An 11,777-nucleotide genomic window follows, 5' to 3' on the forward strand; every position below is an offset into this window, starting at 1 on the left:
CGCGTCGAACATTTCGAATTCCTGAGCCATGATCGGCTGGTACATCGCTTCGACCAGGCTGGCGTGGGCCGATTTTCCAAGTCTGGCTGCGGTCGATGGCTCGCTCATATGCACCTCTCCGTTTTGTCGGTGTCTGTTCAGGCGTTATCGGACCAGTTTCGGCCAGCGCAGTCTCTGAGGAACGCAAGCGCCAATTCCCGCTCTCGATCGGCGCCCTGAATCATGAATATCGGCTCGTTTATTCCCGCCTCGATAAAGGCGCCCAATTGCTCGTGGCACTCATCGGGGGTTCCCGCGATGGAGAATGCGGCAATAGCTTCGTCGGATATGTGATGCGCCGCCCGATCCATGTCGCGGTGCGAGATGGCCTCGATGATGCCCTGCTGATTCACCGACACGCCGCTCTGTGCGATGTTTTCGGCGAGCTTTTCATTGCGCATCAGAAAGGCGAGCTTGGGCCGCACGATCGCCCGGGCCGTGCGCGCATCGTCGGCCACGGCAAGAAAGAGATATGATGCGCGTCGTGCGAGGGCAGGGTCGCGGCCGGCATCATGCAAACCTTGGGAAAAGGTCCTGAGCGAGTGTCGACAATATTGCGGCGACAGCCCCGCCGAGAGAACAACGCCATCGGCCTTCGCTCCGGCCAGCCTGAGCATCTGCTTACCCATTGCCGCAACATAGATGATGAGCGGTCGGGGAGGAACGAAGCCGAGCCTGGCGCCTTCGAGCGAGAAGAATTCTCCGCGATATTCGGCCTTTTCGCCGGTCCAGAGCAGATCGAGGCAGTCGAGGAATTCGCGCACCGCGCGAACCGGCTTGACGATCTTGTGGCCGGATTCGGCGAGAAAGAGAGGATTGCCGACGCCGATCGCGACGCCCACCGGGGCGGATCCGACCTCTGCCAGCGTCGCCAGGCTCATCGCGGTGGGCATGGGATGCCAAAGATAGGGGCTTATCGCCGTGGGAACCACCTGGGCCGCCGGTGACTCTATGCGGAACCCCATGCTGGTTACCATGGCCTCACGGTATCCAAGATGCTCGGCCATCCAGAGCGAGTGGGCTCCGGCATCCACCGATGCCCTTCCCACCTCGAGCGCCTCGGCCGTGGATGCGAACCCATCGAAACTTACTCCGAACCGCACAGTCATTTCCGGGCTCTACCTTTCCGGCGCCGCCTCAAATACCGGCGCGCGCCTTGAGCGAGTCGATGGTCGCCCCAACCAGGTTCATCGCACTGGCGTCCCGAACGGCGGGTTGAGGCAAATGCCTTGTCATACTGGCATGAAGCGCTATCAGGGCGGAAGCAGTGGGCGCGGCTACACCGGCAATTTCAGCATAAACCATCAAGGGTACGAGCCCGTGAGCAAAGTCTTCGGTATAGTATCTGTGCGTCAGGGAATCCGGTGCCTTGATCTTGCTGTTGGCACCGCCCGACGCGATGGCTGCGTAGTCGTTGTCGCCGGCGTCGGCCGGCACCGTGCCTACCGCCCGCATTTCGGCGATTATGCTCGGCAGGTGATGCCCGAATGCTCGGGCGATGGCCATCCGCTCACCATCGAGCGCCCGCATGACCTCGATCACGCCCGGCGTCATGCCCTGAACGTAAAAGGTAAAGTCACCCCCCGTCGCCTCCGCCCAGGCAGCGCCGAGCATGGCGCCCGGCGGATGAATGACGGCATTGATGTTGGCAAGATCGGCGGCGATCACGTCGCCGGTGTCATAGGCGCCGGGGAACAGGTCGCAAGCCAGAGTTATGGCGCGCTCGCCACCCGGAAGCGCGGCCGCCCGCAATGCCTTTGCGCGCCCGGTAATATTGACCGTATCGGCAAGCGGCTTGCGCGCGACATAGGCGAGGGTCGAAAATTCCGCGATGGGAGGCACCGGACCGCCCGCGCGCTCGAATGCTGTCTGAACCTCGAAGGCTCCGCCTGTGTGGCCGGGATTGAGAATGACGGGGCACTCACCCCCCCAGCCCGCCGCTTGCAGGGTTCGGGCAACGCCGGCCTGCGCGAAGGTGGGCAGCGCGATGACCGCCGCTTCGACGCCGTCAATGGCGTCGGCCAGATCGGTGGTGATATGCCTTGGCGCGATGCGTCCTTCTCCCAGCACACCCTGATAGCCGATCCCGCTTTCGCGAAAGGGAGCGATCGTGCCCTCGGTGCGAGCGAACAACGTCACCTCATGGCCGGCAATTGCCAATTCCACAGTCGTCGCAGCGCCGCCATTGCCGGCGCCGATCACCAAAACCTTCATCGTATCTTCCTATCCAGTTCAGCCCCCGAGCCGTTCGCGCAACTGGCCCAAGGCCGCCGCCGCCCGTTCGACATCGGTTACCTCGAATCCTTCGGCAATTGCCGCATCGTGGGCGGCGAGGGCCTCCTTGGTGCGATCGGCATAAACCACCCATCCATCGCGCACCGAAACGCCATCGGCTTCCTCGAATTGCCGGTTCCAGGCAATAGCATCGGCCTCTGATATGGTGGGGGGCAAATCTAGGGTTACCCCATCGAGATCTACCCTGACGGGATAGCCGCCGGGGCGTCCGTGCGGCCCCGGCACATGCGCGCGGCGCCCGCCCTCCCCGGACAAGGCAAGGAGCACCGGCACGGCACTAGCGCCCGAGATGACGTTGAGGTCGCGATAGGGTAGCTGTATGTCGCCGGTCAGGGCATCGGTATCGGGGATTTCCTCGGCGTCGATCCAAGCGCGCACCGGATTGCCGGCTCGCGTCCCGACGGGCTTTCTCCATTCCACGAGATGACGGTGATGGCCGAGAACGCGCAGCGCCTGGCGCTTTTCGATCGGCAGACGCCCCCCAATGACGGCCGAAAAGATGCCGACATTGCCCACGCCGGTCGTCATGGGTTTGCCCGCGGCGGCGAGCAACTGATTGACGCCATCGGGGTAGCACGTGTTGACGAAATGCGCATCAAGTTCGGTGCGTTCCAATGCCGTCGCCGTGCGCCAGGCCAGCAGGGCGTGGAAGGCTATCGTCGAACCGAAGCCGGCGGACGCCACGAGATCAGACCAGCGACTTTCGCCATTATCGACCTTCCAGGGCGACTGCATGGATGCTGACTGCACGACTGTCCGTGGCCTGAGGCGCGAAAGCGGTTCTACAAGATTATCGGCGGCGTTCGAATCCAGGACTTCGCCCTCGAACCGGACCCGGGTTCCGTGGATCATGGTGCGCGAACGGCAGGCGTCGACGAGCCATTTGATGCGGTCGGGATTGCGGCCACCCACCACCACCCGGAGCGGCGTACGCGCGGTAGCCGCGATGTCCCCGAGCATGATCTCGGTGAAATAGCCTGTCCCCACGAACAGGATATCGGTCCTCTCGCCCATGAAACGTGCCTTTCTTCTCAGTCGATCCGAATGAGGGTGTCGGAATCGGTATAGTCGGACAGCAATTTCGATCCGTCGGCGGTAACATGGAGCACATCCTTGTTCTGGACGCCGAAACCATATCCCGTGCGGTAGCAGAGCGGTTCGAAGCCAAGCACCATGTTTTCTTCGACCAGCGCGTCCTGGCCCGGTTTCCCAAGGATTGGGGTGGCACCAAGATAGGGGTCTTCATGCAGATGCAGTCCGATCCCGTGGCCGACAAAGGAGATGGGCGGCAGGTTCATGCGCCCAAGGCGGGCGATGAAGTCGTTGTAGATGGCAAGGCAACTGGCGCCGGGTCGAATTTGATTGAGGATCGCGTATTTGCAGTCCACCATCAGCTTCCATATGTCTTCGGCCATCGGCGGGGGCTCTTGCACATAGGCAGTCCTGCACACCCCGGCCTGATAACCGTCGATCACCGAAAAGATTTCCACCCGGCACACATCGCCCTTTTCGAGCACGCGATCGGTTGGACCGACATTGGGAAGTTGGCTACGCTCCCCGGTGGCGACGATGAGCAGCTTGAAGTTCTGGGCTCCGAGTTCGTAGATGCGGCGGGTCAGAATTGCCGCGATATCGAGTTCGGTGTCCCCTGCCCTTACGCCGGCGAGACTGTCCGCGATGGCTTGGTCGGCTATCCGCGAGAGACGATGGATCAGTTCCACCTCTTCGGGAGCCTTGATCTGGCGCGCACGCGAAAGGTGTCCCTCCACCGCGCTGAAGCGGGCATCGGGCACGTTGGCGGCAAGCCGCTGGAAATCCCCAGCGGGCAGATAATCCATTTCAAGACCTATTCGCGCCTTTCCGAGCCCGGCCCCGGCCAAGGCTTCAGCCAGTACCGCCATCGGATCGTCATGGAACTCGCGCCAGACCGTCAGCGGCGTATCGGGTGCCTTGCCCGCAATGGTCGTTGCTTCCATATCGACGCCGAAAAGGCTCTCGCTGCCGTCAACGGTCAGGATGGCCATGGCATGGCGATGCCTGATGAGGGGCTGGGTTGGAACAACGAATCCGGTGAGGTAGGCGAAATTTTCAGGAGAGGAGGTGGCGATGGCGTCAAGCCCCTCCCGCTTCATCACGGCAATCAGTTTGTCGGCAATGAACTTGCGCATCGCAGTCTCTCAAAGGCTGACCGAATAGGTGTCGATTTTTGCGGGGTCGATCGGGATTCCCATGCCGGGAGAGTCGGGAACGACGATCCCGCCGTCTGAAAAATTCATCGGCTCGGTCAGGAGATCGTCGGCGTAATAAATGCCCCCTACACGCCCGTTCAGATGCTCGGCGGGCATGGAAACCGGGATGACATTGGACAATGTGACGGCCGGAGCAGACGCCGCCAGATGCACATTGGCGAGATTGCCCACGCCGGTTTCCACCGAGCCGTTGACGTTGCAGATGATGCCCGCGGCCTGACAGACCGCGGAAACCTGCATGGCCTTGTACAGCCCACCGGGCTTGGTGGTGTAGATCGAAACGATCTGAGCTGCGTCCTGAGCGATGATCTGGATCACGTCGTGGGCGTTCCAGGCCGATTCATCCGCCATTACCGGCGCGTCGATCGCCCGCGCCACCTTCGCGATGCGCTCGATCCCCATGACGGGCTGCTCGACATAGATGAGGTTGCTGTTTTCCATTTTGCGGATGGTCTGGATGGCCTCACCGGGCGTCGCGTAGCCCTCGTTGGCATCCACGCACAAGGCGACGTCCGGCCCCACCGCCCGTCGGATCGCCGCGACGATCTCGACGTCGCGCTGGGGATCGACGCCGATCTTGATCTTGATGGTGCGGACGCCATCCTCAACCACCCTTGCGACTTCCCTGACCGCTTCATCGACCCCGATCAGGCCGATGGAATGGGTTACCGGCACGCTCGAGCGTAGCTTGCCGCCAAGAAGCACATGCACCGGCACGCCGAGAACCTTGCCCGTGAGATCGTAATAGGCGAAATCGACGGCCGCCTTGGCGTAGGGATAGCCCTTGATGATCGCATCCATCTTCTGATGGAGAGCCGCCGGGTTTCCAACTTCCAATCCGCTGACCACTGGCGCCAAATAGCGCGAGATGACGGTGTCCACGATAGCGGCGCTCTCGCCAAAATATCGACCGAACTCCCCGCCCCAATCCTTGAGCGCGGGCGCCTCCCCCCAACCTACCGTGCCGTCGGTTCCGGTCATCTTGACGAGGAGATACTGTCCGATCGGCTCGGTCAGGCCCGTCCATTTATGTTCACGGCGAGTGGGGAGGCGCACGAGGCGCGTTTCGATGGAAGCAATTTGGATCACGGCAAAACTCCTTGTGATTGCATTTTGTGATCACAAAAGAGGCCTGTCAAGTGATATGGGCCAAATCTCGGGCAGTCCGCCGTGAAATCCTGCTCCTGTCAATTCCTTATGGCACGCCAGCTTCCGCGAGCTGGCTTAAGGAGCGGGACGAGCAGAACCAGCGCGGTAATCAAAAGCATAAGAATGGTGATCGGCCTTTGGAAGAACACGGACCAGTCGCCATAGACGATCAGCGTGCGACGCAGGTTTTCTTCGAGCAGGGGGCCGAGAACGAGACCAAACATGATTGGCGATGTGGGAATGCCAAGCTTGAGCATGAAGTAGCCCATTCCGCCGAAAAAGATCATCAGCAGAATGTCGAACAGCGCGTTCTGAACCGCGAAGGACCCCGTTACGCAGAGGATGAGCACACCGACGTAAAGGACGCGCGGCGGCGCGGAGAGCAGCTTGGCAAAAACACGCATGAGTGGAAGCGCGAATACGAAGGTCAATACCACCGTAATTGCCAAAGCAATATAGATGGCAGCCACGAAGTCCTGGTGCTGGGTGAAAAGTTGCGGGCCCGGCTGCAGGCCGTGAATGAGTAGTGCCCCCACGAGCACCGCCGTCATGGTGTCGCCGGGAATGCCCAGCGTCAGCAGCGGAATGAGCGCTCCGCCCACTGCGGCGTTGTTGCCGGTTTCCGCAGCTACGATACCGCGCGGATTGCCATCGCCAAAGGTCTCTTTCTTTTCGTAGATCTTCTTTTCCTGCGCATAGGACATGGAAACCGCGACGGCGGAGCCGGCGGCGGGAATGATGCCCACGATTATCCCCACCAAGGCGCTGCGGACCGCGGTTGCCCAAGTTTTGACGACTTCGGAAAATTTGGGAAAGATCGAAGTTATCTGGGTCGTTGCCTTTTCGCTGACGATCGGCTTTTCGAGCAATCGCAGAATTTCGGCGAGACCAAAGATCCCGACGGCGAAAGGCACGATGTTGATACCCGCCTGCAAGCGGGGAATACCAAAATCAAAGCGAGAGAGATTGGTGATCATGTCGAGACCAACGGTGCCCAGCAGCAATCCAAAGATGCCAGCCAGAACGCCGAGGAAGGTGGAGCCAGGAGATGCATACGCCAGCATGGAAAGCCCGAAGATCATGAGCACCGCATATTCGGGGCTCTGAAAGGCAAAGGCCACCCGGGCAAGTACGGGCGCAAACAGGACGAGGCCGACGAGCCCCACCACGCCGCCGAAGGTCGAGGCGATCAGGGCATAGGTCAGTGCCTTGCCGGCCTCGCCCTTGCGCGCGAGCGGGTATCCGTCGAGTTGGGTGACCATCGAGCCCGGAGTGCCCGGAATATTGAGAAGGATGGCCGAGACAGAACCGCCATAGACGCTTCCATAGAAGGCGCCGAGCAGGAAGACCATCGCGATTGCCGGCTCCATTGAAAAGGAAAACGGCAGCAACACCGCCAGCGTCATGGTCGAGCTGATGCCCGGCAGGGCCCCAAGCACGATCCCCAGCACGGTTGCAACCGCGCCAAGCGCCAATACACCCGGATCGGTCAGCAATTGTATGGCGACGGCGAAAAGTTCGGACATGTCGGCCTCACGGGAATGGTATCTGGATGCCGTAGCGGAATACGACAAAGATCGCCCCCACGATCAGAACAGCTTCGAGGGGTAACTGGACGAGATGGCGCAATGTGAAGCGCGCACCGCATCTCCAGTGAATCAGGGCGACCCACGGCACGGCAAAAAGCAGGCTGGCGGTAATAAATCCAAGAGGGCGAAGCGCCATCTGATAGGCGATCATGGATGCAACGAGAAGGACCGGCAGCCATATCCGGGAAACGGTAAACTCGCCCGAAAGCTGGAATCCTCCCGCCAGGCGGGCGCGTGCGGCCACCAGGATGATCTGGACAACGCCTCCGAGGCCCAGGACCCAGACGCCGATCCATGGAACGAATCCGGGCCCGGGATCGCTGCCGGACTGGCCAAGCTCCAAATAGGAATTGGTCCACAAGCTCGAGGCGCCGATCAGGGCAATGACGAGGAAAACGAGTCCGGCAGCAGCCTGCACCGCGAACGGCTGGACGGGGCTGCCGTCCAGCCTCCCCTCCTGCCCGTCAGTCTCAAGGCTCACTTCTGGCGCACCTTGACCAGTCCGGCCTCATCGAGAACGGGATACATGCTTTCGTCCATTTCCTGGAGGAAGGTCTCGGCTTGCTCGCCGGCCAGAGGATTGATGGAGAACCCCGAGGTACGAGCGGTTTCGAGGAAAGCCTCGTCGCTCAGGCCCTCAAGAACCGCCGCTTCAAGCACATCGAAGACTTCATCCGGCGTTTCGTCGGGAACCACGAGAGCCCGAATAGTGCCCGTGACCAAGGGATAGCCCAACTCGGTCAGGGTCGGGACGTCCTCGGCCATGAAATGCCGCTCGGCGCCACTGACGGCGAGGATCGTGACTTCCCCGGCCTCGTGCTGCGCGATCAGATCAGTGATCGAGGGCGTGGCCGTTTGTACTTCGCCTGCCAGGATGGCCTGAACGACCGGTGCCGATCCCGCGTAGGGAACGAGTGTCAGGTCGATATCGAGCACCCCTTCCATCAGCGAGGCCGCGACATAGGAGGTTCCGCCCGGTTGGTCATTGCCGTTGCGTAGGGCGCCCGGCTCGGCCTGGGCGGCTGCGATCAGGTCATCGAGCGTTTCGATCCCGGTTCCCCCGCCCACGGCAATAACCGCAGGGTCGGTTCCGACAAAGGCGACGACCCTGAATTCATCGAGAACGGGCGCGTTGGGGTTGCCATACTGTTCGGCGATAAACCCGGTGGCAATCATGCTCATCGTGTAGCCGTCGGGTTCGCTGTCGGCCACTTCCCTCAGAGCCAGTGAGCCGCCGGCGCCCGGCTGGTTCACCACGACAATGGGCTGCCCCAGACTTTCGCCAGCGGTCTCGGCAATCAGACGCATGAGTGTATCGCTGCCGCCGCCCGCGGGCCAAGGCACAACGAGAGTGACTGGCCGCTCTGGATAGGATTGACCCAATGCGCCGCCCGCCATTGTAGCCAAAGTCAGGCCGGCAGCAGCGAGGTTGATCACGAGCTTGTTCATTTTGATGCTTCCCTCTTTGACGAATTTCATCATCGCATTTTGTGATCACATCATGAATTTGGCAAGCAGAAAAATTGGGCACATTCTACGAATGCCCATTTCGTGAACAATTGGCCCGGGCCAAATCCGCAATGGCTTCTTCTCTCACAGGACGCCACGGTCCCGCGGCGAAATTTACTAGGCCAGCGCTTCCGCCTGAATTTCGATCAGCAGCGAAGGGTCGGCAAGTTCAGCCTGAACGCAGGCGCGGACCGGCAAACCATCAGGGGCGACCCAGCCATCATAGACGACATTCATCGCCTCGAAATCGGCCATGTCACGCAGCCAAATCATCACCTTGATCAGACGAGCCTTCCCCGTTCCGGCCACGGCAAGCAACGCATCGAGCTGGCCCAGGCAGCTTTGTGTCTGACCAGCTATGTCGGAAGGGCCGCCACGCGCGGTAATTCCCTTGGTGTACACAACGCCGTTGACGATGACCGCCGCGCTCATGCGTGCGGTGCCGGCCAGCCTCGACATGTTCGCCATTGATATTTCTCCTTATTGACCAAGCCGCATGACCGCGTCGCTGTCGAGATCGGCGAGCGATTTCCAACCGCCGATGATCATGGCATTCCGCAATTCTGCGGCAAGGACATCGCAGATCGCCTCCACACCCTTATCCCCGGCGACCGCCAAGCCCCATAGATGAGCCCGCCCTATCACGCACGCGGTTGCGCCCAGAGCAACGGCCTTGAGGATATCGGTGCCGCGCCTCACGCCACCGTCGAGAAAAACCGGCACGCGCCCAGCAGTCGCGTCCACGACACAGGGCAATGCATCGATCGCCGAGAGGGTCCCGTCCAGTTGCCGCCCGCCGTGATTGGAGACCTGGAGCCCATCACATCCGCACTCGATAGCGTTGCGGGCGTCGTCGGGATGGAGGATTCCCTTGATGATTATTGGACCGTCCCACTCCGATCGAAGCCAATCGACATCATCCCATGAAACGTTGGGGTCGAGTACCGAGGCGATATAGGCGGCCATGTCGTTCATGTTGCCGGTCGCCCGGTTGGCAAAATTATTGAGCCTGAACGGCGCGCTGCCGCGCATGCGCAGCCACCATCTGTAGTGCAGGGCCGCATCGAACAGGGTTCCCAAGGTAAGACGCTGGTCAATCGTGAACCCGTTGCGTGTGTCGTTTTCGCGCCGGCCATGCACCGGAGCGTCCGTGGTAACGCAGATCGCCTCGTAGCCGGCAGCCTTCGCCCGCGAGAGAAACTCGCGCGTCAGCTCGCGATCACGGTAAAGAAATATCTGTAGCCAGCGCTCGCCCCTGCCCTGACCCCCAGCCGCTATGTCTTCCATGGTCAGGAGCGAACCCGCGCTCACCTCCATGACGTGCCCCCGGCTGGCGGCAGCCTGCGCGGCTCTGGCCTCACCGTTCGGCCACAGCAATCCGGACGCTCCCGTCGGCGCGATGATGATCGGTACGTTGTGACGTCGTCCGAAGGCGGACCACGACGTATCGGGCTTGTCGGTCGAGTGGAAACTCCGTGCGCGAAACCACCAGTCCGAAAATCCAGATCGATTGCGCGTTCCGGTTTGGCCGTCCAGGGCCGTGCCATCGACAAATTCAAACAGCATGCGTGGCAAAAGTCTGCGTGCGGCGGTCCTATAATCGTCTACATTGACTAAAGTACGAGTCATTACGGCATCCTGCGAGCGCGGATCTCAAGCTCGGCGAAGTAAAAATCTTGCAATGATCACAAAGTGTCATCACACTAAAGGGCAGTCAAGATCGTTTGACGGAGGACAGGAAAATGGAAGAGGCAAAGCCCAAGCCGGGAAGAGGCAAATTGCAGGACCAGGTGCTGGCCAGGTTGCGTTACGGTATCATGTCGGGCCTGTTCGTTCCGGGCCAAATCATGAGCCTACGCAAGCTCGCCGAGCGACTCGGAACCAGTCCTATGCCGGTTCGCGAAAGCCTCAGCAGGCTAGTCGCGGCCAATGCTCTTGAAGAGCTTCCCAATCGCTCGGTGCGCGTTCCCATCCTCACGGCCGAGAGCCTCACCGAACTTTTTGAAGTCAGGTGCATGATAGAAGGAATGGCGACACGGCTTGCCGCGACGAACGTCACACAGGAACTCATTGGTGACCTTCAGCTCATAAACGATGCGGTCAAGGCGGCCCACGAGCGCGGACAGATGGCGGAGGTGCTTAGCGCCAATCAGGAGTTTCACTTCAAGCTCTACAGACACGCCGGCTCTCATATTCTGCTGCCGATAATCGAGTCACTGTGGCTGCGTTGTGGCCCCACCATGTATTTTTCGCTAAATGCACCCTCGCTTTGGGATACGGCCGCCCATATCGACATTATCGCGGCCCTTCAAAGAAACGATAGCTCCCGGGCTCAAGCGGCAATGATCGACGACATCATGAAAACGGGACGCTATCTCGTGGAACAGGCAAAATCCGGTGTGACATCGGGCCCATTCGCCGACCTGCGTAGGCCAGAGTACTGACAGTCGGGGTCAAGCCTCGCTCGCCGATATTGTTGATAATGAGCCAATAAACTCCTAGCGTACCGGAAATAGCGAGCATCCGCGCCTGTCTCGCCGCCTCGGCATCGGAGCGCCAAGTTCTTATCTGCCAGCCCAGCCCTAGGTGGGGCGCAAAGACGCAGAACATAGGCGGGTCTGGCAATTTACCTTGGTGCCCAGTTCGAAGCACCCGATGGGGCAGACTACACCTTGCCTTGCTCAATGAAAAACGCCTCGGTATTGCCGCCATTGGTTACGATACGCCGCTTTTGAGAGAGCGATCCACGACCCCTATGCCGCGGCTTTTGAGAATGCCCCGATTTATGAGCAATATCACCGTCGACCGCGCCCTCATATCTGCCGATGCAAATAGCCCATGACCTACGTCATAGAGCGGCCCCTGTATGACCCCGCTAACCGGATCGTTCCAGAATGGTTTGGGAAAATCCCGGTTCAGGTGTCGTTACTGCGGCTCCTATTCTGAC

General features: G+C 60.6%; 11 protein-coding genes. 1 reads left to right on the top strand and 10 read right to left on the bottom strand.

The window, feature by feature from the left end:
• Positions 1 to 137 precede the first annotated feature (137 nt).
• From V4T21_RS18930 to V4T21_RS18975, 10 genes are all read right to left on the bottom strand, one after another.
• Positions 138 to 1,148: an LLM class flavin-dependent oxidoreductase gene (locus tag V4T21_RS18930; protein ID WP_332719867.1), complete on the bottom strand. Its 1,011-nt coding sequence runs from the start codon at positions 1,146 to 1,148 to the stop codon at positions 138 to 140.
• Between the two features lie 28 nt (positions 1,149 to 1,176).
• Positions 1,177 to 2,253, bottom strand: coding sequence for an NAD/NADP octopine/nopaline dehydrogenase family protein (locus tag V4T21_RS18935; protein ID WP_332719868.1), 1,077 nt, complete (start codon positions 2,251 to 2,253; stop codon positions 1,177 to 1,179).
• Between the two features lie 18 nt (positions 2,254 to 2,271).
• Entirely contained in the window at positions 2,272 to 3,348 is a 1,077-nt protein-coding gene (locus V4T21_RS18940) for a hypothetical protein (protein ID WP_332719869.1), read from the bottom strand.
• 17 nt (positions 3,349 to 3,365) lie between these two features.
• Positions 3,366 to 4,502 carry a M24 family metallopeptidase gene (locus V4T21_RS18945; protein ID WP_332719870.1) on the bottom strand — a complete coding sequence of 379 codons (1,137 nt, stop codon included), beginning with the start codon at positions 4,500 to 4,502 and terminating at the stop codon, positions 3,366 to 3,368.
• A gap of 9 nt (positions 4,503 to 4,511) precedes the next feature.
• Positions 4,512 to 5,672, bottom strand: coding sequence for a mandelate racemase/muconate lactonizing enzyme family protein (locus V4T21_RS18950; protein WP_332719871.1), 1,161 nt, complete (start codon positions 5,670 to 5,672; stop codon positions 4,512 to 4,514).
• Positions 5,673 to 5,770: 98 nt separating this feature from the next.
• Entirely contained in the window at positions 5,771 to 7,258 is a 1,488-nt protein-coding gene (locus V4T21_RS18955; protein WP_332719872.1) for a tripartite tricarboxylate transporter permease, read from the bottom strand.
• A 7-nt stretch (positions 7,259 to 7,265) separates the two neighbouring features.
• Positions 7,266 to 7,802 carry a tripartite tricarboxylate transporter TctB family protein gene (locus V4T21_RS18960; RefSeq protein ID WP_332719873.1) on the bottom strand — a complete coding sequence of 179 codons (537 nt, stop codon included), beginning with the start codon at positions 7,800 to 7,802 and terminating at the stop codon, positions 7,266 to 7,268.
• Positions 7,799 to 8,770, bottom strand: coding sequence for a Bug family tripartite tricarboxylate transporter substrate binding protein (locus V4T21_RS18965; protein ID WP_332719874.1), 972 nt, complete (start codon positions 8,768 to 8,770; stop codon positions 7,799 to 7,801). Before V4T21_RS18965 ends, V4T21_RS18960 begins: the two co-directional genes overlap by 4 nt.
• Positions 8,771 to 8,947: 177 nt before the next feature.
• Entirely contained in the window at positions 8,948 to 9,298 is a 351-nt protein-coding gene (locus V4T21_RS18970) for a RidA family protein (protein ID WP_332719875.1), read from the bottom strand.
• A gap of 12 nt (positions 9,299 to 9,310) precedes the next feature.
• Positions 9,311 to 10,459 (bottom strand): alpha-hydroxy acid oxidase, encoded by a 1,149-nt coding sequence (locus V4T21_RS18975; protein ID WP_332719877.1) that lies wholly within the window; start codon positions 10,457 to 10,459, stop codon positions 9,311 to 9,313.
• A gap of 113 nt (positions 10,460 to 10,572) precedes the next feature.
• Between V4T21_RS18975 and V4T21_RS18980 the strand changes: the two genes are divergently transcribed.
• Positions 10,573 to 11,274 (top strand): GntR family transcriptional regulator, encoded by a 702-nt coding sequence (locus V4T21_RS18980; RefSeq protein ID WP_332719879.1) that lies wholly within the window; start codon positions 10,573 to 10,575, stop codon positions 11,272 to 11,274.
• The last annotated feature ends 503 nt before the right edge of the window (positions 11,275 to 11,777 follow it).

The organism is Pelagibacterium mangrovi (genome assembly GCF_036662815.1).
GTDB lineage: Bacteria > Pseudomonadota > Alphaproteobacteria > Rhizobiales > Devosiaceae > Pelagibacterium > Pelagibacterium mangrovi.

Bases quoted from the DNA above. Each gene is read 5' to 3' on its own strand.
- V4T21_RS18930 (WP_332719867.1), bottom strand. From the start codon at position 1,148: ATGACTGTGCGGTTCGGAGTAAGTTTCGATGGGTTCGCATCCACGGCC.
- V4T21_RS18935 (WP_332719868.1), bottom strand. From the start codon at position 2,253: ATGAAGGTTTTGGTGATCGGCGCCGGCAATGGCGGCGCTGCGACGACT.
- V4T21_RS18940 (WP_332719869.1), bottom strand. From the start codon at position 3,348: ATGGGCGAGAGGACCGATATCCTGTTCGTGGGGACAGGCTATTTCACC.
- V4T21_RS18945 (WP_332719870.1), bottom strand. From the start codon at position 4,502: ATGCGCAAGTTCATTGCCGACAAACTGATTGCCGTGATGAAGCGGGAG.
- V4T21_RS18955 (WP_332719872.1), bottom strand. From the start codon at position 7,258: ATGTCCGAACTTTTCGCCGTCGCCATACAATTGCTGACCGATCCGGGT.
- V4T21_RS18965 (WP_332719874.1), bottom strand. From the start codon at position 8,770: ATGAACAAGCTCGTGATCAACCTCGCTGCTGCCGGCCTGACTTTGGCT.
- V4T21_RS18970 (WP_332719875.1), bottom strand. From the start codon at position 9,298: ATGGCGAACATGTCGAGGCTGGCCGGCACCGCACGCATGAGCGCGGCG.
- V4T21_RS18975 (WP_332719877.1), bottom strand. From the start codon at position 10,459: ATGACTCGTACTTTAGTCAATGTAGACGATTATAGGACCGCCGCACGC.
- V4T21_RS18980 (WP_332719879.1), top strand. From the start codon at position 10,573: ATGGAAGAGGCAAAGCCCAAGCCGGGAAGAGGCAAATTGCAGGACCAG.